Origin of the sequence: Natronosalvus caseinilyticus (assembly GCF_017357105.1) — an archaeon.
GTDB classification, from domain to species: Archaea; Halobacteriota; Halobacteria; order Halobacteriales; family Natrialbaceae; genus Natronosalvus; species Natronosalvus caseinilyticus.
This window is the reverse complement of sequence record NZ_CP071596.1, coordinates 1726855-1752020: the sequence shown is the minus strand read 5'-3', so window position 1 is coordinate 1752020 and position 25166 is coordinate 1726855. Positions and strand designations below refer to the sequence as shown.

Genomic DNA, 25166 nt, shown 5'->3' with positions numbered 1-25166 from the left:
CATGATCACACAGAAACGACGATCAGAGGGTGCTCGAGAGCGCCTGCTCGACGACCTCCCTGTGACGGAGCGACGGCTGCAGTTGGCTGGGGTTTCGACCGCCATTCTGGAGGGCGGTACCGGACCGCCAATCGTCCTGCTGCACGGCCCCGGCGAATCCGCGCTCTGGTGGATGCGGACCATCCCGGACCTGGTAACGACCCATCGCGTAATCGTTCCCGACCTGCCCGGCCACGGCGCCTCCAGCGTAACGAACAACGCGCTGGACGCTGACGCCGTGAAAGCGTGGCTCGGCGAACTGATCGAGCGGACCTGTCCGACGCCGCCGACGCTGGTCGGGCACCTGCTCGGGGGCGCGATCGCGGCCCGGTTCGCGAGCGATCACAGTGACCGACTTCGAGGACTGATCCTCGTGGACACGTTCGGCCTCAGTCCGTTCCGACCGTCCCCGATGTTCGCGTTCGGTTTGGTCCGGTTCCTCGTGCGACCGTCGGACCGTGCGTACCACCGGTTCCTCGACCAGTGTCTGGTCGATCGAGACGGTCTGATCGAGCGGATGGGCGACGACTGGGAGCCGTTCCTGGTGTACAACCTCGAGCGTTCACGGGCGTCGGACGTGAAGGCCGCTATGCGGACCATGATGAAGGAGGTCGGGGTGCCCACGGTACCGACAGCGGATCTGGAGCGAATCACGGTTCCGACGGCGCTGATCTGGGGTCGAAACGACCGCGCCGTACGACTCGAAATTGCCAGCGACGCGAGCGCCCGCTACGGATGGCCATTGCGCGTAATCGACGACGCCGGTGACGATCCCAAACTCGAACAGCCCGAAGCGTTCCTGGAAGCACTGTACGGGGTGCTCGACGACTGGTTGTCCATCGAAGGATAACGATCGAGAACCGCACCACCTGTGTGTACCCAGAACGGGATCGAACCTGCCGCTCGAGGCGGATTCAACGGAGTGGAAAACCGCGTTCACCGGTATCGCCTCAGCAGAATCGTCTCGTCCAGGTCGATGGACGAAAAACGAACCTACACTCGTTTCCCGTCTTCGACGTACGGGAGTGCCTCGGCGGTCTCGTCGACGGCTTCGGCGTTCGCCTTCATCAGCGCCGTGGTGTCCCAGACGCCCTCGACGAGTGCCTTTCGCTGGGCGTCGTCGACGCGGACGTCGACCGTCTTCCCGCCGTAGGTGACGGTCTCGTCGGCCACGTCGACGTCGAGCTCGCCGTCGGGATTCGCTTCGACCCACTCCTGCAGCTCCTCGACGACCTCGGTATCGGCCTCGAGCGTGGGCATCCCGAGTGCGAGACAGTTCCCCGCGAAGATTTCGGCGAAGCTCTCGCCGATGAAGGCGTCGATACCCCAGCGCATGAGCGCCTGGGGGGCGTGCTCGCGCGAGGAGCCACAGCCGAAGTTGGCGTTGACGACCATCACCGAAGCATCGCGGTGCTCGGGCTCGTTCAGCGGGTGGTCCTTCTCGTTGTCGTCGTCGTCGAATCGTTGATCGAAAAAGGCGAACTCTCCCAGGCCGTCGAAGGTGACGACCTTCATGAACCGGGCCGGGATGATCTGGTCGGTGTCGATGTCGTTGCCGCGAACCGCGACGCCCGTTCCCGACACCGAATCGACGCTCGGGATCTCGAGTTCGTTACTCATTCACCGTCACCTCCTTCATCGCCCGCACGTCAGTCACTTCCCCGTTGATCGCCGCCGCGACGACCATCCGGGGGTTCATCAGTACCGTGCGGCCGTCCTTGCTCCCCTGGCGGCCAACGAAGTTCCGGTTCGAGGAGGAGGCACAGGCCTCGTCGCCCTCGAGCTGGTCTTCGTTCATGCCGAGACACATCGAGCAGCCGGCGCCGCGCCAGTCGAAGCCGGCCTCGGTGAAGATTTCGTCCAGGCCCTCCTCCTCGGCGGCCTGCTTGACCTGCTGGCTACCGGGGACGACCATCGCACGGACGTTGGGGTCGACTGTCCGGCCCTTTACGAGCCGAGCGGCCCGCCGGAGGTCCGGCAGGCGCGCGTTGGTACACGAACCCAGGAAGGCCACGTCGATGGGGTAGCCCTCCATCGTCTCGCCGGGTTCGACCCCCATGTGCTCCTGGGCGCGGCGAGCCGTCTCGACCTTGTCCACGGGGAGGTTCTCGGGCTCGGGAATCGGCTCGGTGATGCCGACGCCCTGCCCCGGTGTCGTGCCCCAGGTGACGACCGGCTCGAGGTCGCCGCCGTCGATCGTGACGACGTCGTCGTACGTCGCGTCGTCGTCCGATCGGATCGACTCCCAGTACTCCTTGCGCTGCTCGAATGCCTCGCCCTCGGGGACGCGCTCGCGACCCTCGAGCCACGCGTAGGTGGTCTCGTCGGGATTGACGTAGCCCGCGCGGGCGCCGCCCTCGATGGACATGTTGCAGATGCTCATCCGGCCCTCCATGTCGAGGCTCTCGATGGCCTCGCCGGCGTACTCGTAGACGTAGCCGACGCCGCCCTCGGTGCCGAGTCGCCGGATGATCTCGAGGATGACGTCCTTGGCTTCGACGCCGTCGCCCAGTTCGCCGGTGACCTCGATCTTGCGAACCTTTTGTTTCTCCATCGCGACGGTGCCCGTGGCGAGGACGTCCCGGATCTGACTCGTGCCGATCCCGAACGCAAGCGTGCCGAAGGCGCCGTGGGTCGAGGTGTGGCTGTCGCCGCAGACGATGGTCGTCCCGGGCTGGGTCAGCCCCTGCTCCGGGCCGATGACGTGGACGATGCCCTGTTCGCCCGTGTCGGGGTGGGAGAACTCGATGCCGGACTCGCGGACGTTCTCCTCGAGTTCGGCCATCATCTCCTCGGCCGCCGTATCGGCGTAGGGCCGTTCCTTGCTCGAGGTCGGCACGATGTGATCGACCGTCGCGTGGGTCAGGTCCGGGTAGGCGACCTCGAGGTCGCGCTCGCGGAGCATCCCGAACGCTTGGGGGCTCGTCACCTCGTGAATGAGGTGGAGGCCGACGAACAGCTGGTCCTGGCCGGTGGGCAGGCGGGTGACCGCGTGGCGGTCCCAGACCTTGTCGTAGAGCGTTCCCTCGCTCATTCGTCGGCTCCGACCTCGCTCCCGCCGCGCTCGAATACCGCGTTCGCGTCGGCGGCGTCACGCGGCGGCGTGTGGCTCACGTCTTTCATGCGGTCGTCCCCGTCCCCGTCCGTGGGGTCGCTCGAGGCTCGTTCGTCCCGTTCGTCCGTCCGGTCTTCGGGAACCGCGTTCGCCTTCCCGCCGTCGGCGGCCACGATCGGCCCGCGGCTGAACAGGTGGCCGGTCGATTCGCCCGTGTAGGGGTTGGTGTGGCTGACGTCGCCCATCGTTCGTCGGTCTCGATTTCGGGCTCGGTTCCGTTTCGCGTCGTTCGATTTCGCTGCGGTCGTGGTGTCGGTAGTTCGTGTCATGGTTCTCTCCTCGTCTCAGTCGTCCGCCGGCACTTCCGCCGGTTCGTTCTCGCTCGAGTCGTCCTCCCACTCGAAGAGGTCGCGCAGGGGCGCGCCGATCGCCTCGATCTCGTGTTCCTCGTCGTGGCGCTTCAGCTGGGTGTACGACGGCCGTCCGGCCTGGTTCTCGTTGATCCACTCGCGGGCGAACGCGCCGCTCTGGACCTCCTCGAGTACTTCCTCCATGTTCTCGCGCACGGAGTCGTCGACGATGCGGTCGCCGCGGGTCAGGCCGCCGTACTCCGCCGTGTCGCTCACGGAGTACCACATGCCGCCGATCCCGTCCTCGTACATCAGGTCGACGATCAGTTTGAGTTCGTTCAGGCACTCGAAGTAGGCCATTTCGGGGGCGTAACCCGCGTCGACCAGCGTCTCGAAGCCGTGTTTGACCAGCGAGGTGACGCCGCCACAGAGGACGGCCTGCTCGCCGAAGAGGTCCGACTCGACCTCCTCGCGGAACGTCGTCTCGACGACGCCCGCGCGGGTGCCGCCGATGCCCTGGGCGTAGGCCAGCGCCTCCTCCTTGGCGTCGCCCGTGTAGTCCTGGTAGACCGCGATCAGGGCCGGGGTGCCGCCGCCGTTCTCGTAGTCGCGGCGCACGATGTGACCCGGGCCCTTCGGAGCGGCCATCGTGACGTCCACGTATTCGGGTGGCTGAATCTGATTGTAGTGAATGTTGAACCCGTGGGCGAACATGACCGTGTTCCCCTCCTCGAGACCGTTCTCGACGGCTTCGAAGACCGCGGGCTGGATGGTGTCGGGGACGAGGAACATGATCACGTCGGCTTCCGCGGTGGCGTCGTCGGGCGTCGTCACCCGCAGGCCGTCGTCCTCGGCCTGGCTCCAGGAACTCGAGTCCTCGCGCAGGCCGACCACGACGTCGAACCCGCTGTCGTGGAGGTTCAGCGCGTGGGCGTGACCCTGGCTGCCGTAGCCGAGGACGGCTACCGTCTTGTCCTCGAGGTAGCTTGAGTCGGCGTCCTCGCCGTAGTAGATGTTCGTCGTAAACGTGTCGTCTGCGTCGGTATCGGTGTCAGTGTGGGTGTGGGTGTCGTCAGTCATCGTCTGCTGGAACGGTGTGTCGGTGGTCGGCTGGCTGTGCTTGCGTCTGCTCGGCGGCCGTGTCGTCAGTCCCGCGGGCCATCGCGGTCGTTCCCGTTCGGGAGATTTCACGGATGCCAAACTGCCCGAACGAGTCGATCGCCGCGTCGATTTTCTGCCGCGATCCCGTGATCTCGATCGTCGCCGTCTCCGGGCTGGCGTCGACGGTCTTTCCGCCGTACATCTCCGCGACGGCGGCGACCTGGTCGGGCCGGGTCGCGTTCACCTTCACGAGCGCCAGTTCCCGGCGCATCGCGTCCGGCTCGAGTTCGCGGACCGCGATCACCGGGATCAGCTTCCGGAGCTGTTTTTTCGCCTGTTCGATGCCGGGATCGGGCTCCTCGACGACAATCGTCATGCGCGCGTGGGCCTCGTCCTCCGTGGGCCCAACGGTGAGGCTCTCGATGTTGAACTGCCGCCTCGAGAACAGCCCCGAGACGTCCGAGAGCACGCCGGGTTCGTGCTCGACGAGCGCCGAGATGACGGTCCGTCGCGGTGGGCGGGCGGCCTCGACTTCCGGATCGACCCGGATGCCGAGTTCGTTGCGCTTGCCCGCCGGGGCCGGCCGTTCGTCGGGAGCAGGGCCCTCGAGTCCACGTCGGTCAGTCACGCGGACCACCTCGAGTTCGGACCCGACCTCGCGGGTCGCGCACGGGCGACTGGTGTCCGTTCGGCGGTCATAGCTGGTCCTCCGACAGCGCGAACCGTCCGTTGTCGCCGCCGCTCGGCACCATCGGGTAGACGTTCGCCCGCGGGTCGACGTGGGCGTCGATCACCGAGGGGCCGTCGTAGGCCAGCGCGGCCTCGACCGTGTCGGCGACCTCGTCGTAGTCGTCGATGCGGAATCCCTTCGCGCCAAAGGCCTCGGCGAGGGTATCGAACTCGGGACACCAGTTGTACTCCGAGGCGGCGTGTCGGCCCTCGAAGAAGGCGTCCTGCCACTGGCGAACCATGCCGATGTACTCGTTGTTGAGCACGACGACGGTGATGTCCATGTTCTCGCGAACGGCCACGGCGAGCTCCTGAATCGTCATCAGGAACGAGCCGTCGCCCTCGAAGCAGACGACCTCCTGGTCGTCTTCGGCGGCGAGTCGCGCGCCGACGGCGGCGGGCAGGCCGTAGCCCATCGTCCCCAGCCCGTGGCTCGAGACCCAGGTCCGGGGTTCGGTGAACGTCCAGTACTGGCAGGCCCACATCTGGTGTTGGCCGACGCCCGTGGTCACGATCGCCCGGTCGCTCGTGGCCTCGTCGAGCGCTTCGACGACGAACGGCGGCTGGACGGGTTCGTCCTCGGGCGTCCGGTAGGCCATCGAGTACTCGGACTTCCACTGCTGGCACTGGGCGCGCCACTTGGTGGCTCGCGGGGATTCCGTCACCTCGTCGGCCAACTGCTCGATCACCGTTTCCGCGTCGCCGACGAGCGGATACTCTGCGTGGATGTTCTTGCTGATCTCGGCTGGATCGATGTCGACGTGGATGACCTCCGCGTCGGGCGCGAAGTGCTCGATGCCACCAGTCAACCGGTCGTCGAACCGGGTGCCGACGCCGATCAAGGTGTCGCAGTGGGTGATCGCCATGTTGGCGAACCCCGTCCCGTGCATCCCGGCCATTTCCATCGCGAGGTCGTGATCCTCGGGAAACGCGCCGAGCCCGGGCATCGTCGTCACGACCGGAATCTCGTGTTCGATCGCGAACGCCCGGACGGCCTCGGTGGCGTCGCCCTTGATGACGCCACCGCCCAGCAGCAAGACCGGCTTCGAGGACTGCTCGATGCGACGGGCGGCCAGTCGAACCGTCTCGGGGTCGGCGTGCTCTTGCACCTCGTAGGTGTCCGGCGTCCGCGGCTGGCCCGGCTCGCTCGAGGTTTCGCCCAGGGTCACGTCCTTCGGCAGGTCGACCAGCGTCGGGCCGGGTCGACCCGCGCCCGCGAGCGCGAACGCCTCGCCGACGTCGTCGCCGACGCGGTCGGGGTCGCTCGAGAACGTGTTGGCCTTCGTGATGGGCTTCGTGACGCCCGTGGTGTCTGTCTCCTGGAAGGCGTCGTTGCCGACCATCGCGGTCGGCACCTGGCCCGTCAGCGCGATCATCGGGTCCGAGTCCATGTCGGCGTCGGCGATGCCCGTCACCAGGTTCGTCGCGCCGGGTCCGGAGGTCGCGAAGCAGACGCCCGGGTCGCCCGAGACGATGCCGTAGGCGTCGGCGGCGTGGGAAGCGCCCTGCTCGTGGGCCATCGTGACGTGTCGAATCTCGGAATCGTAGAGCGCGTCGTAGACGGGCATGATCGCCCCGCCCTGGACGCCGAAGACGTACTCGGCGCCCGCGGTTTCGAGCGCGCGGATGACGGATTCGGCGCCCGTCGTGACCGGTTTCGTCGAGGCGTCGGTGTTCGAATCTGGTTCGGTCGAGGCGTCGGCGGTGGCTTCGGGGTCGTGTTCTCGCTCGCGCTCGGTTTCCGTCGCATCCGCTTCCGTCCGCGGTGTCACCGGTGTCGCGCGTTCACTCATCGATACCCTCCTGCCGCCGGATGGCGGCAATTTCGTGTGTGCTGTCGTGTCATCGTTCGGGGTCGCTGGGGACTGTGGGTGCTGCGTCGCTGGTCGCTATGAAATCGGTGCAACGTCGGGACAGGGAGGGTGAAGTGAGGGGCTAGGCGGCCCCTACAATAATGAGCGTCGCGACCGCGCCGCTGTCGGCACCGCGAGCCGAGCTGGAAGCGCGGGTCGTCATTACTACACTGGTAGACGCCTCGAGGCATATAACCGTTTCCCGGCTGGCAAACGTTGCTCGGGCTCGAGTCCGTGAACGGGGGCCGGCTGCCACTCGAGGCGACGTCGGCACGGGCGGCGCTCGAGCGACTGACTGATCCATCCGATCGAACGTCGATCCGCGACAGCCGACGCTGGCCGGCCGAAGCAACCGAAGGGTGCATCGTTACGCCTGCACCTCCTCTCGCTCCCGCTCGGGGAGCCGAGCGACGCCTTCCGCTTCGGCGAATCGCTCGAGATCCGAAACGGTGACGCGACGCTTCTCGGCGCCGTAGTCCTTGACACGGCGGGTCACGGCACGTACCTCAGTCTCAGTCGGGTCGAAGCCCGTCTCGACCAGTCGTTCGCGGACCGAGTGGGTTCCCGTGTGTTTCCCCAGGACGAGTCGGCGCCGGGCGCCGACCATCTCCGGGGTCATGACGCCGGGTTCGAAGGTGTCGGCGTTCTCGATGACGCCGGCGGCGTGGATACCGCTCTCGTGGGAGAAGGCGTTCGCGCCCACGACCGGCTTGTTCGAGGGGACCGGGACGCCGCTTCGATCGGCGACGACCTGGGAGAGTTCGGTGATCCGCGTCGTGTCGATGCCCGTGTCGGCCTGATAGACCGACTCGACGGCCATCACGAACTCCTCGTAGGCGGCGTTGCCGGCGCGCTCGCCGATCGAGTTGACCGATACCTGCGCCTGGTCGGCGCCGGCCTCGATCCCCGCCAGCGCGTTCGCCGTCGCCAATCCGAAGTCGTCGTGGGTGTGGACGTCGATGCGCGCGTCGGTGTGATCGGTGACCGTCTCGATCAGGTCGTAGAACCGTCGCGGGGTCGCGACCCCGCACGTGTCGGGGACGTTGATCCAGTCGGTTCCCGCCTCGGTGACGGCCTCGATGACCTCGAGCAGGAACGGCTCGTCGGTCCGGGTGGCGTCCATCGGCGAGAACATGCAGATCGCGCCCGCCTCGGTGACGCGCTCGACGGCGTCGATGGCGCGCTCGACGACGGCCTCGCGACTCGAGTGCATCGAGTCCTCGATCTGGACGTCACTCGTGGAGACGAAGACGTGGACCATCTCGACGCCGGAATCCAGCGCCGCCTCGACGTCTTTGTCGACGACGCGGGCCAGTCCGCAGGTCGTCGTCCGCGTCGAGGACGCGATGTCACTGACGGCTTCAAACTCGGCCTCGGAGTTGACGGGGAAGCCTGCTTCGATGACGTGGGTTTCCATTTCGTCCAGGATTCGCGCAATCTCGCGCTTGTCATCGTACGAGAACGAGGTGCCTGGGGACTGTTCGCCATCGCGCAGGGTCGTGTCGAAAACGCGTGCGGTTGCGATTTCGTCAGTAGAATCTAACGTGCCCTGGAAGAACTCGACCGCCCTGAGGGGTCTCAGAGCCGGTGTCGTTTGGTGTCGACATTGTATCCAACCCCAGGCCCGAGGCAGTATATAAACCTGGCGCTGAAACAGACGCTGGCAGTTTTTGCGCGCTGCTATACGATCGTGTGGATTCGGAAAACCGCACGACGTAAACGGCCTATATCGAACGGGTAGACCTTATACGCCACCCAATGATACTATGCCAGTTCCGGACACGGTACGACGTGGCACTGTAAATTCCACCCGATTTCTTGAGGACGTAACGATGTGGCCGGTCGCGCGCGCTGGGAGTTGGTCGTTCGTCCACCTGGGTGACATCGTCGTCCGGCCGGATGAGCATCACCGCCCTTGTCGTTCACCGGGGTGAGCACCACCGTCGGCCCGAGCGAGCGCCGTCGTCGACTGTATCGCCACAGCGCCTCGAGTGCTGCTCCGAGCAGTCTCGAGGGAACCACTCAGTCGCGATACTACTCGTTTCGAAGAGAACGCGCGTCTGGACCGTCGCTATCGCATCGAGAACCGGAATCGAAACTGAACCGTCCGGACGCTCACTCGAGAACGTTCAGCACTTCGTCGGCGTGTCCCTCGGGGGTGACGCCCTCGAACACCGCCTCGATGGTGCCGTCCGGACCGACGACGAAGGTGTTCCGGAAGACGCCGTCGAACGTGTTCCCGAACATCTGCTTCTCGCCGTAGGAGTCGTACGCGGCCGACACGGAGCCGTCCTCGTCGGAGAGGAGGTCGAACTCGAGGTCGTAGTCGTCTGCGAAGTCCGCGAGATCCGAGACGGGGTCGTCGCTGATCCCGACGACGGCCGCGTTCTCGGTCTCGAGAGCGGGGCGCGCGTCGCGGAACTCACAGGCCTCGACCGTACAGCCCTCGGTGTTCGCCCGGGGGTAGAAGTAGACGATCAGGTGCTGGCCCTCGAAGTCGTCCAGGCGAACCGTCTCGCCGTGCTGGTTCGGCAGTGCAAAGTCGGGTGCGTCGTCGCCAGCCTCGAGCATGTCCGGTGATTCGTCTCGCGGGTTGTAGTGTTGTCGGTCCCCGGGGCATCACTCGGGAGTTACTCGGGAGTTACTCGGGAGTCACTCCAGCGGTTCTGCCGCCTCGCGCTCGACCAGTGGCGTCGCATTTTGCTCGGGCAGCGTGACGACGTCGTCGGCCGCGAGCGTGTACTCGCGGTCGTCGATCCCGAGGATCGAGCCGACGTCGCGGGTGATGCGGACGGTGACGCGGTCGACGTCGGGTGCAGAACCGCTCGAGTCCTCGCCTCCCGTCGTCTCGACACCGGGTTCGGCGTCGCCAGCGTCCTCTCGGTCCGCCGGCGGTTCCTCTGGTGGCGGTGGCCGGACGTCGTCGCCGGCGTCTCCCGTTCCAGTCGCGGCCCCTGTCTCGGCGGCATCGACGGCATCCGCGTCGTCGCTCGAGGGCAGGTCTCCGCCCATGGCGTCGGCGACGCTGACCGAGCCCTCCGGCGACGGGTCGGCGGTCGGCTCGTCGCCCGCGGAACCGGCGACGTCGGCCAGTGCGTCGCCTGGATCGGCCGGCGGATCGGGCACGGCCGACTCGCTCGCGGCCGTCGCCTCCGCGACCGCGTCCTCGTTCCCGTCGAGCACGTCGAGCACGCGCTGTTTGTTGCTCTGGATGCGATCGACGAGGTCGGTGAACAGGTCCGATTCCTCCGCAGTCAGTCCCTCGTCGTCGGCGGGCATCCCGGCCGCAGCGAGGCTCGCCTGCTTGACGAGTTTGCCCATCCGGCGCTCGTAGATGGCCTCGACGACGTCCTTCGCCGTCTCGATTTCGTCCGTCAGGCGCCCGACTTCGGGCGAGGAGAAGGGGTCGTCGGCGGCCTCGGCGACGCGCTCGCGCTCGGCTTCGAGGTTCGCGATGTACTCGCCGACTTCTTTGTAAAACGACGGACGCAGGTGCTGGAGGCTGTCCTTCTGGCGCTCCTTGCTCTGCACCGTACGTAACTCGTCGAGATTCATTATTGGGTCATTCTTTCTCCTTTTCAGCGCGGCCACGCGCCATGAGAAACATGGCGACGTACTCCGGTAGTGACTGGTCACCCTCCTGGACTGTAAAGATATCGCCCCCCAGTTCGACCTCGCCGCCGCGGTTCACGTCGACGGCGATCTCGTGGCCCCGGAACGTCTCGGGGACGGCGTCGACCAGCGGGTCGAAATCCGTCAGGTCGTCCCTGTCGATTCGTCGCGTCTCGAGCGCGCTGCCACCGTGGAGGCTCCTCGGGAGCCGAATGAGTCGGTTCGTGTCGGTCGTGACCGGTTCGTCGATCGGCGCGTTGTCGGCCTCGACGGCCCGCCCGGCGAAGCGCTCGGCGAGCTGGGAGACCGCCGTGTGGACCGTCACGTTCCCCGCCTCGAGTTCAGCGCGGTTGTTCCGGGCGGCGTTGAGCGTCGCCTGAGCTTTCCCCTCGCCGATGCCGTCGAACGACTGCAGTCTCTCGAGGGCGGCGTCTTCCTCGAGGTCGAGCAGGTCGTCGACGTAGTTCATGAACCGCCGGTGGGTGCGTCGGCCCCAGCCGCCGTCGATCGAGAGGTGTCGGCGCTGCGTGGGCGTCTTGCGCCCCAGTCCGGCGACGGTCTCGGTCTCAATCAGCGCGTCGTACTCGAGGCCGATCCCGCGAACGTAGTCGACGATCTCGCGCCGGTGGTCGCTCTCTAACTGTTGAACGCACTCGTCGCGGACGTGAACGTGGTAGCCCCGCCCGCCCGAGAAGACGACCTCGAGGTCCTCGAAGGCGAAGTCGTCCTCGAGGAAGTCGAGCAGGCGAAACAGGGCGTCCTTGCACTTCTCGAGCATTTCGGCGTAGGAGTCCTCCCCGAGGGTCACGCTCGGCAGGTGATCGGCGTCGAGGTCGAAGACCAGATCCGAGGAGCGCCAGTCCTTGGCGCTCATCGAGTTCGCGCCGGGGTCGCGGTAGCGCCCGACCGAGAAGTAGACGTGCTGGGGGCGCTCGCGCTCGAGGAAGTCCTCGAGCGAGCCGAGTTCGAGGAGCGAGCGGTGGCGAACCATCGTGGTCTTGGGGCCTTCCGTCCAGGGGATGTACCCCCACTCGCGTTCGTTCGCCTCCGGGGGCAGAGTGATCTCCGTCCGTCGGTAGTGGTCCCGAAATCGCCCCCGAAGATAGGCCCGCGTGCGCTCCTCCATGCGTCCCCGGTAGTCGGCGGCACTGGCATATAGGCGTTTCCGAATGGCCGTCGCTCGAGACGGTCAGGTCCGCGTGCAGAACGAGAATCAGCGACGAATCAATTCCGAAATTCGATCCGAGAGCCCGGCGCTCGAGCCGAGTTTGAGGTAGTAGGCATCGCCACCGTCCTCGTAGTAGTTGTCGATGCGGCGCTTGATCTCGAAGCCGAGATGTTCGTAGAACTGGAGGGCGTTCTCGTTGGTCGTACGGGCGTGGCAGGTGATCGAGCGGTGGTCCTCGGCGACCTGGGCGACGAGGCGTTTGCCGATGCCCTCGCCCCGACAGTCGGGCGAGACGGCCAGAAAGAGGATGTAGCCGTCGCGTCGAACCGCGGCGAACCCGACGAGTTCCGTCCCGTTTCGGACGTAGCAGTGGACCGTCGAGCGCCGGTAGGCGTCGACGAAGAAGTTGCGTCGCTGTTTGAGCACCCCCTCAGCCTGGCTGATCGTCTCCTTGAGCTCCCAGGCCGAGTCGACGAACTCGTCGCTACCGGGTTCGACGACGCGACTGTCGATGTTGACGCTCACTAACCAACCGTACCACCGTCGCCAATATAATTCCACCGGCGGCCGGATCGGCGTTCCTCGCGGAACGGAGTGAACGACGTCGTTGGCGGCCACAAAACGATACCACTCGAGCCTCGCGGAACCGATGCACATAGCACGCTGGCGACGGAACGACTCCCCATGAGCTACGAGCTTCGCGCGCACACCGCGGACGTCGCCGTCGCCGCGAGCGGCGACACCCTCGAGGCGACCGTCGCCGCCGTTGCCGACGGGCTGGCGGCGGCCTCGTGCGACGAGATTCCCGGCACCGGCGCGGGTGCTGGCGAGAGCGACGACCGCTTCACACTCGAGGTGCGCGCCGAGAGCCGCGAGGCCCTCCTCTTCGAGTACCTGGACGAACTCATCTACCTCCGGGACGTCCGCCTCGAGTTGCCGGTCGACAACCGCGTTCAGACGCTCGAGCGAATCGAGGAGGATGCGGGGGACGAGAATGCAGGAGACGAGAGCCAGAGTGAGGGCACGGACGACGAGGGTGCACTCGAGGTACCAGTCAGCGGGGACGGACACGCCGACCGCTGGCGACTCGCAGCCGACGCTCACGGGATTCCGCTGTCGACGATTGACGCCAGAGAGGTCAAAGCCGTCACCTACTCCGAGATGCGCCTCGAGGACGTCGACGGCGGCTGGGAGGCATACGTCGTCTTCGACGTCTGACCAGGATCGAGCGACCACAGGGAGTCACTCGTGGCCGTAACCCCGGCCCCGTCTCGCCCGCTGCAACTCGAGTCCTTTTGTCGATCGACCGGATAGACACGACCATGCTCGACGGTCGACGACTTCGCAACCGAATAGCCGCCTCGTGGATCGCTGGAGTAGGTCTGATCTGGCTTTCGACGTCCGCGACCGCCCACGAGGAGTACGTCGTCGACGAAGAGCGAGAGGCGTCGGCCCTCGAGTTCCTCGCGGACGGACTCGGCGATCCTGCCGTCCTCGGCCCGCTGTTCGCTGGCCTCATCGGCGTCGGTCTCGCCATGGTGCTCTACCTGCGGATTCGTCCCGTTCCGAACGACGTCGCCGCCTTCCGAACGGCCATGCGAGAGTACACCGAGTTCGTCCCCTGGTTGCTCCGGATCTCGTTCGGCATCCCGCTGGTCGGGGCGGGCTTCGCCGGCTACTTCATCAGCCCCGCAGTCACGCTCGACGCCCGTCTGCTCCAGGTGGCTCTGGGCTTTCTGCTCCTGTTCGGCCTCGCTACCCGCCTCGTCGCTATCGTGACCCTGACTGCGTACCTCCTCGGACTGCTCGTCTGGCCGACGCTCCTGTTGCAACTCGAGTTCGTCGGTGGGCTGCTGGCCATCACCCTCGTCGGGAGCGGCCGGCCGAGCGCGGACCACGTCCTCCAGCGCGTCGCCGGCGGCCCGGGGACCGAGTACGGCCGAATCGATCGGGTTCACGACGTGGCCCAGGCGTTCCAGTCGCGAATCGAGCCCTACGAGGTGTACGCTCCGACGATCGCCCGCGTCGGCCTCGGGTTGACGTTCATCACCCTCGGCGTCGGCCAGAAACTCCTTCGCCCCGGCATCGCCCTCGCGGTGGTCGACCGGTACGACCTGACGAGCGTCGTGCCCGTGCCGGCCGAACTGTGGGTGCTCGGGGCCGGGTTCACCGAGGCGGCCCTCGGTCTCGCGCTCGTCGTCGGGTTGTTCACCCGCGCAAGCGCCGCCGTCGCCATCGCCATGTTCTCGCTGACGCTATTCGCCTTGCCCGACGACCCCGTGCTGGCGCACGTCTCGCTGTTCGGGATGGCCTCGGTGTTGCTCATCACCGGCGCGGGTCCCTACGCCGTCGACAACCGGCTCGAAGCCGTCGAGACGAGGGTCGAAGAAACGGTCTCGTCACCAGCCGATCGACCGGACGCCGGCGAGTCTCGGCAGGCGCGGTAACAAAGGTCTTTCAGCGAGGGCGACCCACTCTCGAGTATGACCACCACGTTCGACGCCGACGGCATCGTGCTCGAGCAGGTTCGCGAGCACGTCTGGGAGCTGCCACAGGAAGACGGGATGCGCGTCCCCGCCCGGGTGCTCGCCAGCGAGTCGCTGCTCGAGGAGATCAGTGAGGACAAGACGCTCGAGCAGCTGTGCAACGCGACGCACTTGCCGGGGATCACGAACTACGCGATCTGCATGCCCGACGGCCACCAGGGATACGGCTTCCCGGTCGGCGGGGTAGGCGCGATGGACGCCGAAGACGGCTGTATCTCCCCCGGGGCGGTCGGCTACGACATCAATTGCGGCGTCCGGATGATGAAGACCAACCTGACCTACGAGGACGTTGCCGGGCGCGAGCGCGAACTCGTGGACGCCCTGTTCGAGGCGATTCCCTCCGGCCTCGGCGGCGGCGGTGTCGTCGAGACCGACGTCGACACCGTCGAGCAGATCCTCGAGCGCGGCGTCGACTGGGCGCTCGAGGCCGGCTACGCGGTCGAGGACGACCTCCTTCACTGCGAGGACGAGGGCGTCCGGGCGGGCGCCGACGCGTCGATGGTGAGCCAGAAGGCGAAGGATCGCGGGAAGAACCAGGTCGGCTCCCTGGGATCCGGAAATCACTTCCTCGAGGTCCAGCGGGTGACCGACGTGTACGACGACGCTGTGGCGGAGGCGTTCGGCCTCGAGCGCGACCAGATCGTCGTGCTCATCCACTGCGGTTCCAGGGGGCTGGGCCACCAGACCTGCAACGACTACCTGCGGAAGATCGAGCGCCAGCACGGCGGCCTCCTCAATCAACTCCCCGACAAGGAACTCGCCGCCGCCCCCGCCGGCTCGCAACTGGCCGAAGAGTACTACGCGGCGATGAACGCCGCGATCAACTACGCCTGGGTCAATCGCCAGCTGATCATGCACCGGACCCGAGAGGTGTTCGCGGACGTGTTCGACCGCCCCTGGGAGTCGATGGAGATGGACCTCCTCTACGACGTGGCCCACAACATCGCGAAGAAGGAGGTCCACGCGGTCGACGGCGAGAATCGGGAGCTATTCGTCCACCGCAAGGGCGCGACACGGGCGTTCCCGGCGGGCCATCCCGACGTGCCCGCGGCCTATCGCGACGTCGGCCAGCCAGTGATCATCCCCGGGAGCATGGGCGCCGGTAGTTACGTCCTGCGAGGCGGTGAACACTCCCTCGACCTCACGTTCGGCTCGACGGCCCACGGCGCCGGCCGACTGATGAGTCGCACGCAGGCCAAAAACGAGTACTGGGGCGAGGACGTCCGCGAGGACCTCGAGTCGGGCCAGGGGATCTACGTGAAGGCCCAGTCGGGGGCGACGGTGGCCGAAGAGGCCCCGGGCGTCTACAAGGACGTCGACGAGGTCGTGCGCGTCTCGGACGAACTCGGGATCGGCAACAAGGTCGCTCGGACGTTCCCGGTGTGTAACATCAAGGGGTAATCGTCGTCAGATCCGGCGGTCTCAGTTTCGTCAGTTGATTCGGAACGGGCTGTCGTTCTCGTCGTCTCCGTCTCCCTCCCCGTCCGCGTCTCCGGCCACGTCACCATCGCCGTACGGCTTCCTCGCCGTGATCGTCACCTCGGCCTCGGGAGCATCCTCGTCGACCCATGGGCTGTCGTAGCTCGAGAGTTCGAGGCCGGTGACCTCCCAGCCGGCGTCCTCGATCAGGTCGACGAGTTCGCGCTGGTCGTCGAGCATGTCTCGGTCCATAGGCGCCGTACCACCTCGAGGACGGTAGCCGTTGGGTTTCGTGTGCCGGGGGTCGGTTCCAGAGAAATGCTGACCGTGAACGGCGTCCGGCCCGCGGTATTGTCGGCGACTACTCGATCGTCGTCCCCGCCCCTTCCCCGCGGAAGAACGCCGGCAGCGACTCGAGACCGAAGATCGAGGCGCGGCTCTCCAGGGCGAGCAGTGCCTGCACCTTCGCGGCCATGCCGCCGGTGACGTCCGTGGACTCGCTAGCGCCGAGGACGGCCTCGACGTCGGCGTAGTCCTCGATGCGCTCGATAACGGTTCCGTCGTCGTCGAGCACGCCGGGAACCGTCGAGCACAGGCCGACGCGGTCGGCCTCGAGGGCCATCGCGAGTTCGACGATCAGTTCGTCGCCGCTGACGATGGTGACGCCCTCCCCGCGGTGGCTCACGACGTCGCCGTGCAGGACGGGGACGAACCCCTCCGCGAGCATCGTCTCGACCTGTGCCGTGGGGAGAGTGAGTCGGCCCTCGGCGTCCCGCGATGCGACCGAAAAGGGGTGGACCGGAACCGCGGGGACGTCCTGCTCGAGCAACCGCTGGAGGACGAACCCGTCGAGCGTCTTCATCGCGCCGTGGATCGCGTGGACGGCGCCTACGTCGTGCGTACCGTCTGTCGTACTCACGCCGTGCTCGCTCGCGTGGACGTGGCCGAAGCTCCCGCCGCCGTGGACGATGACGAGGTCGTCGACGTCGCCCGCCTCGAGCGCCGTCGCGACGGCGTCGGCGGCCGTCTCGAGGGAATTAGCGTCGAGCGTCTCGTCGCGGTCCTTGTCCGTGACGACGCTGCCGCCGAGTTTGACGACGGTCGTTCCGGTACCGGAGCTGGTCATGCGAGTCGCTTCACCCCCTCTTCGGCCAGTTCGGCCCGGAACGCGTCCTCACAGCCAGGCGTAAAGCGCAGGGCCGTCTCCGTCTCCGGCGTCGGGTCGAGCGCGACGATACAGCCGCCCCCGCCTGCGCCGGTGAGCTTCGCCCCGTGGGCGCCCGCGTCGCGAGCGGCCCACACCATCGTCTCGAGGTCCCGCGCGGAAACCCCGAGCGCCGAGAGCAGCCCGTGGTTGAAGTTCATCAGTCGACCTACCTCCTCGAGGTCGCCCGCCCGGAGAGCCGTCTCGCCCCGTCGAACGACGTCGCCGATTGCCTCGACGGTGTCGGCGGCGAAGTCGTACTCGTCCCGGAGGGCACGGACGCCGGCGACCAGTTCGCCCGTCTCGCCGGCGCCGCCGTCGAAACCGATGACGAAGGGCAGCTCCGGCGCCTCGATCGATCGGCAGTCGTCGCCCTCGACGCGAACGGCGCCACCGGTCGCCGAACAGAAGGTGTCAGCGCGGGAGGCCTGCCCCTCCTGAACCGCGTGCTCGGTTCGGTAGGCTCGCTCGGCCAGTTCGTCGGTCTCGAGGGTGAGCCCGAGTTCCCGCGTCGCGGCGTCGATGGCGGCGACGACGACCGCGGCGGAGGAACCGAGGCCCGCCCCGAGCGGAATGTCGCTCTCGATGGTGACGTCGAAGCCGACGTCGTCCTCGCCGGTGACGTCGTGAACCTGCTCGATGGCGCCGTCGACGTAGCCCATCGCGGCGCTGATGAGCGGTTCGGGGACGTTCACGTCGTGCTGGCCGTCGTGCTGGCCGCCGTATTCGACCGTGAACCCGTCTATACTGAGGTCGTCCGCCTGCACCCTGAGCCGGTCGTCCGATCGCTGTTCGACGGTGACTCGCGCCCGTCGCTCGATGGCACAGGGAACCGCCGGTTCGCCGTAGACGACCGCGTGCTCCCCAAACAGATAGACCTTCCCGGGAGCGCTCGAGACTGTCATGTACGGGCGTTCGCACGACGACGGTTAATAGCTATCTTCTCGTTGTCGCGATTCGCGATCGGAGAATGTTAACTATACAATCTATAGTATTATACAGGCTTCTCAATATCGGCTGCTACCATCTCGAGCCCCCTCAGAGCACCCGATCACTGTCCGGATTCTCGAGGTCCCAGAGGAGTTCGGGGAGAAACGCCTCGAGGTTGTCGACGACCCGGCGCTCGCTCACACCGAGACCCTCGCAGTGGTCGTGCGCCGAGTCCCGGATGTCGACGTGGAGGCCGTCGTCCTCGAGCCAGACGCCCAGCGGGAAGACCGAACACCGCGTGGGCTTCCAGTCCTGCTCGAGGTGGAGCGAACACAACCCGTCCTCCCGGAGGAAGGCGCAGGCCTGGCCGTCCTCGGCGACGTGTTCCTCGCGGTCTTTGGCCTCCCGGGTAACGAACGGTTCGCCGCGAAACTGGGTCGTCGTCTCCGAGAGGTTCGCTCGCTGGGCTAACTCGAGGAGGTCGCGGTCATAGAGCAAGACGCCGTGGTGGCAACACCAGGTGCAGTCCTCGACGCACTCGAACGTGAGGCCGGGATCGAACTCGACGATCACCTCGCGGTCGGGGTACACCTCGACGGGAAACGGCGGTTCCGAATCGGGAGCGATTTCGCTCGAGTCGAGATCGGTGTGCGTTTCGGGTGCGGACGGGCGATCCAGGCCGAGATGAGGACCAGACTCGGTGCGCTTGCGATCGCTGTCGTCGGTGTCGGCGTCGGCGCCGGCAGCACTGTCGTCGGTTCTGACAGCACCGTCGCCGTCCCGTATCTCGCGCTCGCTCCCGGCGTCGTCGGTCACGCTCGAGTCGAGGGGGCGCTGACGGAAGTGCCTTCCCACTCGAAAATCCGTTCGAGCACCTCTCGCGAACCGTTCTCAACTCACTGCCCGACGACGAGGTAGGTCCGCGCGCCGCGATGCTCGAGCGAGACGGCGTCGGTGTCGACGCTCGTGCGAACGAACTCCTCGACACCGGCGGCGTCGAGGTCGGTGACGTCGATTCGCCGCGTGCGTTGCTGTCTCGAGTCGTCGTGGGTCGTAGCGGTGTGCATACGTCGGCATTCGACCCGACCCACGTGAAGTCGATCCGTCCGCAGTGAAAGTGAAACTGGTTGATGAGTACGGGCTCGAGAGTACCCGAATTGCCCGAAAACGACGTCTGGTCTCCCGGGTGTGGTCACCGAAGTCTGGTCACCGAGGTCTAGTCACCGACGGGCAATTCACCCGAGCGTCCTCACCGACACCCGATGTGTCCCGTTGGCCGTCTCGAGCGTCGCCGACTCGAGGATCGACTCCCGTGCTCGTTCGGCCCACGCCTCGAGCGCGTCGGCGCGTTGCTCTCGTACTGTTTCGGCACTCGCCTCGCCGTCGAGGCGCTGTTCGACCTCCGCGAGCGTCGGATACGCCGCGACGATTTCGTCGTCGAGCAGGGCCGCGGCCTCGAGGTGAACGGCGCCGGTTGCCGGCGAATCGTCGACCCGGTAGACGTGCAGGCGGGCGCGCATTCGTCCGTGAAACGGTGGTGTCGCTCGGAGGACTGCCTGGCCGGGGTTCTCGCGGGTGTAGACGAACGCGTTCACCACGTCCTCGGCGGTGACGGCCAGCGAACGGACGGTCGTCGGGTCCCGATCTCGATCCTCGCTCGGCATAGACGATAGCAGGAAGCGGACGGCCATATAGACCGGCGACTCGCTCGAGGCGAACTCGGGGCTGGGCTCAGGGACGAAAGACCGTCGCCCGCGCGTCCGTCGAGACGCCGTACTCGGCCGCCTGGACGCTCGGCGGAATCGTCGCATCGGTTCCCTCGTACCTGGACGCCAGCGACGCCGTGATCGCCTCCCGAACGCACGCCCGGGTCGCCGCGCCGACGGCCGTCGCGCTACCCGAGAACGGGAGGTTGGTGCCAGACGGGTCGTGGCCGACGACGATCGCGTCCGTCGTCGTCCCGGGAAATCCCGTTCGCGCGAGGAGCGTCGCCGCCTTCGCCTCCGCTGCAACCGCGAGGAGGTTCTCGAGAGCCCCCGCCTCGAGCGCGCGGGTCGTCCCGACGATCAGATTGACCGTGCCGGCGCGGCGTTCACTCCCTCGCTCGCCCTCGTTGCCCCCTCGTTTGTCCCCGCCGTCTCCCGAGTTCGACCCTTCAGTCCGTTCGAGGGAATCGGGCTCGAGCCGTCCGTCGGGCAACGATCCCCCGGCCGGATCCATCGGCAACGCGGCCGGGTTCGAGATCCCGGCCGTGGCGTAGACCGTCACCGATCCGCAACGGGCGCCGCGGGCGTGCGCCAGGTCGACGCCGGTGAGCAGGACGGGGCGGTCGCGTCGGCCGTCCACAAAACCCGCCCGCTCGAGGCGCCCCTCGATGTAGTGGGCGAGGTCGTCACAGCGCCAATCCTCGGGAACCGAGACGTTGAATGCCCGGTCGGTTCGCGTCCGACCGCCGTTCCAGCCCGAGGAGAGCCACTCGACCCCGGGGCGGTGGACACAGAGGACGCCGTCGGTTCGTTCGGCCCGGTACTCGGCGTCGGCGTTGCCGCCGGGGGCGGTATCGGCGTCAGCGTCCGTGTCGCCATCAGTCATCCACCAACACCTCGAGAAGCCGATCGTTCGCGTCGCGGTCCTTGACCGCAACGCGGACGTGCGAGTCGAGCCCGCGGAAGGAACGGGCATCCCGGAGGACGACTCCGGCCTCGCGGGTTCGCTCGAGGAGGTCGTCGACGGGATCGGTCGTCCCGTCACTGTCGGCGGAACCGGCTTCCCCGCCGTCGCCACCGTCACCACCGTCGCCGTCGACCTCGAGCAACAGGAACGGCGCACTTGAAGACGCCACCGCGTAACGGTCGTCCGCTAACAGCGCCTCGCGCAGCCGTTCTCGCTCTTCGGCGACTCGCTCTCGCGTGTCACGCACGAACGCCGTCTGCCCCATGCAGTACGCGCCGACGGTAGCCGCGGGTGAGCCGAGGTTCCACGTGCGACGGGCCGTCTCGAGGCGCTCGCCGAGCGGACCGAACGCGACGGCGAACCCCGCCCTGAGCCCCGGTAGCCCGAAGAGTTTGGTGAGCGAGCGGGCGACGACGACGCACTCGTCCTCCCGTCGAGCCATCGATTCCTGCTCGGTGAACCCCAGAAACGCCTCGTCGACGAGCAGCGTCGTCCCGGCCGCTCGGCACCGATCGGCGAGCGCCTCGAGGCGCGAGCGATCGGGAAGGTCGCCCGTGGGGTTGTTCGGCGTGCAGACGACGACCAGGTCGACGTCCCGCAGCGACTCGGCCTCGAGGTCACACACCGTCTCGTGGGGCACAAACCGCGGCCTCGCCCCCTGGAGGCGAACCTCCCGGGCGTACTCGCCGAAACTCGGGTGCGGAACGACGGCCAGATCGCCAGGATCGAGGGTCACTTCGAGGGCGAGGCGAATCGCGGCGAGGCCGCCCGGCGTCGGCACGACGGCGGACGGGTCGCAGCCGACGTAGGTCCCGGCCGCGTTCCGGTAGGCCGGATACCCGTCGTCCGGATACCGCCGGGCCGTCTCGAGCGCGTCGGCGTAGACCGACTCGACGCCCTCCGGCGTCCGCGGATTCGTGTTCGCCGAGAAGTCGAGCAGCGAACGGTCGGGTTCCCCGCCGTGTGGAACGCGCCCCTCGCCGTCGATGGCGTCAGGATGCATCGCCGTCACCCCTCGCGTCCGGTGATCGCGGGCCCTCCGCCGTCGTCTCACCGTCGACGCCCAGTCGCTCGCAGACGGCTTCGATCCGCCGGCGAACGGTCGCCATCTCTCCGGGCGGAACGAGCGAGAGCGCCCCGCCCATGGCGACGCCCTCTTTCGCCTCCCCGGCGCAGTACCGGGCCATCGAGACGTGTTCGCTCCGCTCGAACGCGGGGTCGGTGACGACCACCTCGAGGTCGAACCGGTCACCGGCCGCCTCGAGGTCGACGCTCGGATCGTCGGCCACGAACGAGGTGGTCGCGAGTCGGAGCGGCCTGTCGACCCCGGCGTGACGGAGGACGGCCGCGACGGCGACCAGTTGCGTCCCCCCGGCCAGGGTCACGTCGACGCCGGCCTCGAGCGCCCCGGCCGCAATGCCAGCGACGGCGGCCTGGACGGGATCGCCCACCGCCCGGATCGCCGCCAGCGAATCGCCCGCACAGTCGCCGGGCGCGAGGTCGCTCGCTGCCAGCCCCGTCTCGACGACCGCTCGCTTGCGATCGAGCGGATTCCGGGGGAGCGACGACGAGACGCCGATGGGCGCTCCGAGGGCGGTCGCGACCCCCAGGGCGGTCGTCGTCCCGCCCGGAATCGTCTCGCCGATCAGCACCCGATCGTCGGGGAGCGTCGCGCCGAACTGGCGAGCCCGGTCGTAGATCCCCGCGGCGTCCGGGACCGCCACGGCCTCGCGAACGTCAGCGCCTGGATCGGCCCCGAGGTCGATCGTCGGCGCGGCCGTCGATTCGGACAGGCCGGCATCGAGCACCGTCGCGTCGAAGCCGACGACCTCCCGAACGGCGCGGGTGATCGCCGCCGGCGTCGGGCACCCGGTCGGGCTCACGGGGGTGACGGGCGCGGCCGTCGGCCGACCGTAAACGAGGATTTCGGCGTCTGCTGGCGGCGTGTAGCCCATCACTTCGGCCGACGCCCCGGCGGCGCTGAGCCCGTCGATAAGTCCCGTTTCGGTCGACCCGGCGGCGAGGAGGACCCTCATCGGAACGTTTCCTCTTCTTCCTCCTCGCCGTCCCCATCACGGCAGTACGTCTTCGCCGCACGGGCGTCGGTTCGTCTGTTCACGTTACAGGCCAGTCTGTGGTCGTAGCTGCGTGTGATCATCGTTTCACTGGAGGTGCCGACGACGTTGACCCCGGTCGGCGCGAGGTGGCGGTCGGATTCGAGCGTCGCGTCGACGCTGAACCCGAGCCGTCGTTTCAGCGCGGTCGGGACGCAGACGGTCATCGACGGCGCCGGCGCTTCCCCGCCGTCACCGGCTTCCCGTCTTCTCGCCCGAACGCGGCGTCGGTACCGCTCGAGAACGCCGTCTACCGTCGCCCCCTCGAGCAACGGAAGATCCGCGGCCACTGTCAGCACCGGCGTCGAAATTGGGGCCGAGTCCGACTCGAGGATCGACCCGAGGTCGGCGACGTAGCCATCGCCGGGGGTCTCGCGAAGGGTGATGGGAGGATTACGTTCCGCCAGGTGCTCGTGGGTGTCGGGCGCGTTCGGCGAAACCGCGACGGTAATCCGGCCGACTGCACTCGCCTCGAGCGCCGCGAGAACCCGATCGATCATCGCGACGCCGCCGATCTCGTACAGCGGCTTTTCGACTCGGCTCTCGAGTCGAGTTCCCCGCCCGCCGGCCATCACCAGAGCGTCCACGCGATCACCCCCAGGTGGATGCCGAGCAGTCGCCCGATCTCGTTGGCCGCTCCGAAGACGTCGCCGGAGACGCCCCCGAGCCGTCGTCGGGCCCACCACCACGGAAGAGCGGTTCCCGCGAGCGCGCCGACGAGAGCCGCGGCCGCGGCCGGGTGAGGCCAGGTCAGTGCGACCGCCGGAATCGCCAGCGCCGCGGGTCCGAGGAGCGCAGACGGGCCCCCGGCGTCCGTCAACTGCGAGCCGAACCCCTCGTGAACGGCCGTCCCGAAGCAGGCCATCGCGGCCATTCCAGTCTTGGCGCCGACCTCAGCGGCGACGGTGACGCCAACGGCGACTGCGACTGGCGCGCCGGCGAGTGCGAGCGCGCCCAGCGCGAGTCCCGCCACGACCAGCGAGACGGCGAGCAGCGCGCCGACGCCGGTCGTCGTGTCCGTCATGACGGCCCGCCGGCGTTCGGCGTCGCCGTGGACGACGAGCGCGTCGCCGAGATCCGCGACGCCGTCGAGGTGGTGGATCCCGGTCAGCGCGTAGACGGCCAGCAGGTATCCGAAGGCGATCGTCGCAGCCGGCACCACCGGAGATGCGAGGAAGACGACGGCCGCCAGTCCGCCGACGATCCACCCCACGACCGTTATCGTCCACGGACTCGAGCGAAACGCCTTCCAGTCCCGGTCGGTGTTCGTGTCGGTAATCGCCCCGTCGACATTTTCCGTCCTCGAGCCGACCGGCAGGCGCGTCAGGAAGGCGAGAGCCCCGCGAAGTGCACGAACGGCCGTTCGAATCCGTCCGCCGATCACGGCACCACCCCCTGAACGCGGGTCGAGACGGCGTCGACGGTCGGCGCGATCAGCGACTCGAGCGTCGGCACCGACGCCACACAGACCGCCGCTACCGCCACGAGCGCGGCGGCAGCCAGGCCGACGACCGAAATCGCACGCCGGCCGTCCTCGAGGGTCGGGAGCGATTCTGCGGGGTTCAGCACGTACGCGCCGCGTTTCTCGAGGCGAACGTCGAGCACGCAGGCGAGCGTCGCCATCGGCCAGCCGGAGTTAGGTGAGGACGGGACTCGCGCCCAGCGACGGGCTCGAAAGAGTGCCCGGGGTCGGCTCGTGACCAGTGCGAGACAGCACGCGGTGACTCGAGCGGGGACGGCCATCACGAGGTCGTCGAGGCGGGCACTAGCGGTACCGATCGGTTTCGACGGGTAGCCGAGCATCGAGTCCAGGGTATTGACGCCCTTGACCCAAGCGGCGGCCGCCGCGGCGGCGGGGAGCGAGATCGGACCGAGGAGCGCGAACGGGAGGAGCGTCGCGGCGAACCCGTCGGCGAGATTCTCGGCTGCGCTCTCGACTGCCGCCGAACGGATCTCCGCGTCCGTGAGCGAGTCCACGTCGCGGCCGACGAGGCCGCGGACGCGCTCGCGGGCGGTCTCGAGGTCGTCCCCGGTCGCTGCGACGACTTCCTGTGCGAGGTCGAGGAGCGCCCGCACACTCGTGGTCAGAAAGAGGACGAGCGACGCGGCGACCGCGCCGAAGAAGGGGTCGATCCTTCCCGTCGCGACGACGAGATACCCCGCGATCACCGCCGGAATCAGGGGGACGAACAGGGCGACGAGGAATCCGATTCGACGCTGCATTCGATCGGTCGCGGACCAGGGGCGGTCGAGTCGATCGATCAGTCGACCCAGCCACGCCACGGGATGACAACGCGTCGGCGGTTCCCCGACCAGCAGGTCGAGACTGAGCGCCAGGCCGATCGCGGCGAGCGTTTGGACCGTCATTTCACG

27 protein-coding genes are annotated in these 25166 nt (G+C 67.7%); 4 read left to right on the top strand and 23 right to left on the bottom strand.

All coding sequences use genetic code 11. From position 1 onward, the window contains the following. Nucleotide 1 precedes the first annotated feature (1 nt). A complete protein-coding gene (locus tag J1N60_RS08470) occupies nucleotides 2–889 on the top strand; it encodes an alpha/beta fold hydrolase (protein WP_312912249.1) in 888 nt (295 codons plus the stop codon). Nucleotides 890–1032: 143 nt separating this feature from the next. On the opposite strand, the gene leuD is transcribed toward J1N60_RS08470, so the two are convergent. From leuD to J1N60_RS08415, 11 genes are all read right to left on the bottom strand, one after another. Next, entirely contained in the window at nucleotides 1033–1659 is a 627-nt protein-coding gene (gene leuD / locus J1N60_RS08465) for a 3-isopropylmalate dehydratase small subunit (RefSeq protein WP_312912247.1), read from the bottom strand. Further along, nucleotides 1652–3073 (bottom strand): 3-isopropylmalate dehydratase large subunit, encoded by a 1422-nt coding sequence (gene leuC, locus J1N60_RS08460; RefSeq protein WP_312912245.1) that lies wholly within the window; start codon nucleotides 3071–3073, stop codon nucleotides 1652–1654. The genes leuD and leuC overlap by 8 nt, the downstream gene beginning before the upstream one ends. Continuing rightward, the gene (locus J1N60_RS08455) at nucleotides 3070–3423 is read right to left on the bottom strand and encodes a DUF7989 family protein (protein ID WP_312912243.1); all 354 of its coding nucleotides are present in this window, start codon (nucleotides 3421–3423) and stop codon (nucleotides 3070–3072) included. The genes leuC and J1N60_RS08455 overlap by 4 nt, the downstream gene beginning before the upstream one ends. 15 nt (nucleotides 3424–3438) lie before the next feature. After that, nucleotides 3439–4524, bottom strand: a complete 1086-nt coding sequence (gene ilvC, locus J1N60_RS08450; RefSeq protein WP_312912241.1) for a ketol-acid reductoisomerase — start codon at nucleotides 4522–4524, stop codon at nucleotides 3439–3441. Continuing rightward, nucleotides 4517–5173: an acetolactate synthase small subunit gene (gene ilvN, locus J1N60_RS08445; protein WP_312912239.1), complete on the bottom strand. Its 657-nt coding sequence runs from the start codon at nucleotides 5171–5173 to the stop codon at nucleotides 4517–4519. Before ilvN ends, ilvC begins: the two co-directional genes overlap by 8 nt. Before the next feature lie 67 nt (nucleotides 5174–5240). Further along, nucleotides 5241–7067 carry a biosynthetic-type acetolactate synthase large subunit gene (gene ilvB, locus J1N60_RS08440; RefSeq protein WP_312912237.1) on the bottom strand — a complete coding sequence of 609 codons (1827 nt, stop codon included), beginning with the start codon at nucleotides 7065–7067 and terminating at the stop codon, nucleotides 5241–5243. A 427-nt stretch (nucleotides 7068–7494) separates the two neighbouring features. Next, a complete protein-coding gene (locus J1N60_RS08435; protein WP_425499347.1) occupies nucleotides 7495–8739 on the bottom strand; it encodes a LeuA family protein in 1245 nt (414 codons plus the stop codon). Between the two features lie 503 nt (nucleotides 8740–9242). Beyond that, nucleotides 9243–9698, bottom strand: coding sequence for a thioredoxin-dependent thiol peroxidase (gene bcp, locus J1N60_RS08430; RefSeq protein WP_312912235.1), 456 nt, complete (start codon nucleotides 9696–9698; stop codon nucleotides 9243–9245). Between the two features lie 81 nt (nucleotides 9699–9779). After that, nucleotides 9780–10682 carry a DNA replication complex subunit Gins51 gene (locus J1N60_RS08425; protein ID WP_312912233.1) on the bottom strand — a complete coding sequence of 301 codons (903 nt, stop codon included), beginning with the start codon at nucleotides 10680–10682 and terminating at the stop codon, nucleotides 9780–9782. Nucleotides 10683–10689: 7 nt separating this feature from the next. Next, a complete protein-coding gene (priS, locus tag J1N60_RS08420; RefSeq protein WP_312912231.1) occupies nucleotides 10690–11865 on the bottom strand; it encodes a DNA primase small subunit PriS in 1176 nt (391 codons plus the stop codon). An 87-nt stretch (nucleotides 11866–11952) separates the two neighbouring features. Further along, complete coding sequence (locus J1N60_RS08415) at nucleotides 11953–12432, bottom strand: GNAT family N-acetyltransferase (RefSeq protein WP_312912230.1); 480 nt, start codon at nucleotides 12430–12432, stop codon at nucleotides 11953–11955. A 159-nt stretch (nucleotides 12433–12591) separates the two neighbouring features. Here J1N60_RS08415 and J1N60_RS08410 point away from each other — a divergent pair, with 159 nt between their 5' ends. The 3 genes from J1N60_RS08410 to J1N60_RS08400 all read left to right on the top strand — a co-directional run bounded on the left by J1N60_RS08410 (nucleotide 12592) and on the right by J1N60_RS08400 (nucleotide 15854). Next, nucleotides 12592–13125 (top strand): archease, encoded by a 534-nt coding sequence (locus J1N60_RS08410; protein ID WP_312912228.1) that lies wholly within the window; start codon nucleotides 12592–12594, stop codon nucleotides 13123–13125. A 104-nt stretch (nucleotides 13126–13229) separates the two neighbouring features. Further along, complete coding sequence (locus tag J1N60_RS08405; RefSeq protein ID WP_312912226.1) at nucleotides 13230–14354, top strand: DoxX family protein; 1125 nt, start codon at nucleotides 13230–13232, stop codon at nucleotides 14352–14354. A gap of 36 nt (nucleotides 14355–14390) precedes the next feature. Next, nucleotides 14391–15854 carry an RtcB family protein gene (locus J1N60_RS08400; RefSeq protein ID WP_312912225.1) on the top strand — a complete coding sequence of 488 codons (1464 nt, stop codon included), beginning with the start codon at nucleotides 14391–14393 and terminating at the stop codon, nucleotides 15852–15854. A gap of 30 nt (nucleotides 15855–15884) precedes the next feature. On the opposite strand, the gene J1N60_RS08395 is transcribed toward J1N60_RS08400, so the two are convergent. The 12 genes from J1N60_RS08395 to cbiB form a co-directional block, all read right to left on the bottom strand. Beyond that, nucleotides 15885–16124: a hypothetical protein gene (locus J1N60_RS08395; RefSeq protein ID WP_312912223.1), complete on the bottom strand. Its 240-nt coding sequence runs from the start codon at nucleotides 16122–16124 to the stop codon at nucleotides 15885–15887. Nucleotides 16125–16233: 109 nt separating this feature from the next. Then, nucleotides 16234–16998 (bottom strand): isopentenyl phosphate kinase, encoded by a 765-nt coding sequence (locus tag J1N60_RS08390; RefSeq protein WP_312912221.1) that lies wholly within the window; start codon nucleotides 16996–16998, stop codon nucleotides 16234–16236. Beyond that, on the bottom strand, nucleotides 16995–17981 hold the full coding sequence (mvk, locus tag J1N60_RS08385; protein ID WP_312912219.1) for a mevalonate kinase: 987 nt from the start codon (nucleotides 17979–17981) through the stop codon (nucleotides 16995–16997). Before mvk ends, J1N60_RS08390 begins: the two co-directional genes overlap by 4 nt. Before the next feature lie 133 nt (nucleotides 17982–18114). Continuing rightward, nucleotides 18115–18633 (bottom strand): YkgJ family cysteine cluster protein, encoded by a 519-nt coding sequence (locus J1N60_RS08380; protein ID WP_312912564.1) that lies wholly within the window; start codon nucleotides 18631–18633, stop codon nucleotides 18115–18117. Between the two features lie 269 nt (nucleotides 18634–18902). After that, the gene (locus J1N60_RS08375; protein ID WP_312912217.1) at nucleotides 18903–19073 is read right to left on the bottom strand and encodes a hypothetical protein; all 171 of its coding nucleotides are present in this window, start codon (nucleotides 19071–19073) and stop codon (nucleotides 18903–18905) included. Nucleotides 19074–19241: 168 nt separating this feature from the next. Beyond that, complete coding sequence (locus tag J1N60_RS08370; protein WP_312912215.1) at nucleotides 19242–19670, bottom strand: DUF8009 family protein; 429 nt, start codon at nucleotides 19668–19670, stop codon at nucleotides 19242–19244. Between the two features lie 67 nt (nucleotides 19671–19737). Then, nucleotides 19738–20598: an adenosylcobinamide amidohydrolase gene (locus J1N60_RS08365; protein WP_312912213.1), complete on the bottom strand. Its 861-nt coding sequence runs from the start codon at nucleotides 20596–20598 to the stop codon at nucleotides 19738–19740. Further along, entirely contained in the window at nucleotides 20591–21682 is a 1092-nt protein-coding gene (locus J1N60_RS08360) for an aminotransferase class I/II-fold pyridoxal phosphate-dependent enzyme (protein WP_312912212.1), read from the bottom strand. The genes J1N60_RS08365 and J1N60_RS08360 overlap by 8 nt, the downstream gene beginning before the upstream one ends. Next, nucleotides 21672–22715 (bottom strand): nicotinate mononucleotide-dependent phosphoribosyltransferase CobT, encoded by a 1044-nt coding sequence (gene cobT / locus J1N60_RS08355; protein ID WP_312912210.1) that lies wholly within the window; start codon nucleotides 22713–22715, stop codon nucleotides 21672–21674. The genes J1N60_RS08360 and cobT overlap by 11 nt, the downstream gene beginning before the upstream one ends. Further along, nucleotides 22712–23365, bottom strand: a complete 654-nt coding sequence (locus J1N60_RS08350) for an NTP transferase domain-containing protein (RefSeq protein ID WP_312912563.1) — start codon at nucleotides 23363–23365, stop codon at nucleotides 22712–22714. Before J1N60_RS08350 ends, cobT begins: the two co-directional genes overlap by 4 nt. Then, nucleotides 23365–24177, bottom strand: coding sequence for an adenosylcobinamide-GDP ribazoletransferase (gene cobS, locus J1N60_RS08345; protein ID WP_425499338.1), 813 nt, complete (start codon nucleotides 24175–24177; stop codon nucleotides 23365–23367). Before cobS ends, J1N60_RS08350 begins: the two co-directional genes overlap by 1 nt. Continuing rightward, nucleotides 24174–25160, bottom strand: coding sequence for an adenosylcobinamide-phosphate synthase CbiB (gene cbiB, locus J1N60_RS08340; RefSeq protein WP_312912208.1), 987 nt, complete (start codon nucleotides 25158–25160; stop codon nucleotides 24174–24176). Before cbiB ends, cobS begins: the two co-directional genes overlap by 4 nt. Nucleotides 25161–25166 lie beyond the last annotated feature (6 nt).

What these genes read in the sequence shown, in the direction of transcription:
- J1N60_RS08470 (WP_312912249.1), top strand. Translation starts at nt 2, where the DNA reads ATGATCACACAGAAACGACGATCAGAGGGTGCTCGAGAGCGCCTGCTC.
- leuD (WP_312912247.1), bottom strand. Translation starts at nt 1,659, where the DNA reads ATGAGTAACGAACTCGAGATCCCGAGCGTCGATTCGGTGTCGGGAACG.
- mvk (WP_312912219.1), bottom strand. Translation starts at nt 17,981, where the DNA reads ATGACAGTCTCGAGCGCTCCCGGGAAGGTCTATCTGTTTGGGGAGCAC.
- cbiB (WP_312912208.1), bottom strand. Translation starts at nt 25,160, where the DNA reads ATGACGGTCCAAACGCTCGCCGCGATCGGCCTGGCGCTCAGTCTCGAC.
- ilvC (WP_312912241.1), bottom strand. Translation starts at nt 4,524, where the DNA reads ATGACTGACGACACCCACACCCACACTGACACCGATACCGACGCAGAC.
- J1N60_RS08405 (WP_312912226.1), top strand. Translation starts at nt 13,230, where the DNA reads ATGCTCGACGGTCGACGACTTCGCAACCGAATAGCCGCCTCGTGGATC.
- J1N60_RS08360 (WP_312912212.1), bottom strand. Translation starts at nt 21,682, where the DNA reads ATGCATCCTGACGCCATCGACGGCGAGGGGCGCGTTCCACACGGCGGG.
- J1N60_RS08390 (WP_312912221.1), bottom strand. Translation starts at nt 16,998, where the DNA reads ATGACCAGCTCCGGTACCGGAACGACCGTCGTCAAACTCGGCGGCAGC.
- J1N60_RS08365 (WP_312912213.1), bottom strand. Translation starts at nt 20,598, where the DNA reads ATGACTGATGGCGACACGGACGCTGACGCCGATACCGCCCCCGGCGGC.
- ilvB (WP_312912237.1), bottom strand. Translation starts at nt 7,067, where the DNA reads ATGAGTGAACGCGCGACACCGGTGACACCGCGGACGGAAGCGGATGCG.
- J1N60_RS08425 (WP_312912233.1), bottom strand. Translation starts at nt 10,682, where the DNA reads ATGAATCTCGACGAGTTACGTACGGTGCAGAGCAAGGAGCGCCAGAAG.
- bcp (WP_312912235.1), bottom strand. Translation starts at nt 9,698, where the DNA reads ATGCTCGAGGCTGGCGACGACGCACCCGACTTTGCACTGCCGAACCAG.
- J1N60_RS08350 (WP_312912563.1), bottom strand. Translation starts at nt 23,365, where the DNA reads ATGGCCGGCGGGCGGGGAACTCGACTCGAGAGCCGAGTCGAAAAGCCG.
- J1N60_RS08400 (WP_312912225.1), top strand. Translation starts at nt 14,391, where the DNA reads ATGACCACCACGTTCGACGCCGACGGCATCGTGCTCGAGCAGGTTCGC.
- J1N60_RS08455 (WP_312912243.1), bottom strand. Translation starts at nt 3,423, where the DNA reads ATGACACGAACTACCGACACCACGACCGCAGCGAAATCGAACGACGCG.
- priS (WP_312912231.1), bottom strand. Translation starts at nt 11,865, where the DNA reads ATGGAGGAGCGCACGCGGGCCTATCTTCGGGGGCGATTTCGGGACCAC.
- J1N60_RS08410 (WP_312912228.1), top strand. Translation starts at nt 12,592, where the DNA reads ATGAGCTACGAGCTTCGCGCGCACACCGCGGACGTCGCCGTCGCCGCG.
- J1N60_RS08395 (WP_312912223.1), bottom strand. Translation starts at nt 16,124, where the DNA reads ATGGACCGAGACATGCTCGACGACCAGCGCGAACTCGTCGACCTGATC.
- J1N60_RS08370 (WP_312912215.1), bottom strand. Translation starts at nt 19,670, where the DNA reads ATGCCGAGCGAGGATCGAGATCGGGACCCGACGACCGTCCGTTCGCTG.
- leuC (WP_312912245.1), bottom strand. Translation starts at nt 3,073, where the DNA reads ATGAGCGAGGGAACGCTCTACGACAAGGTCTGGGACCGCCACGCGGTC.
- J1N60_RS08375 (WP_312912217.1), bottom strand. Translation starts at nt 19,073, where the DNA reads ATGCACACCGCTACGACCCACGACGACTCGAGACAGCAACGCACGCGG.
- cobT (WP_312912210.1), bottom strand. Translation starts at nt 22,715, where the DNA reads ATGAGGGTCCTCCTCGCCGCCGGGTCGACCGAAACGGGACTTATCGAC.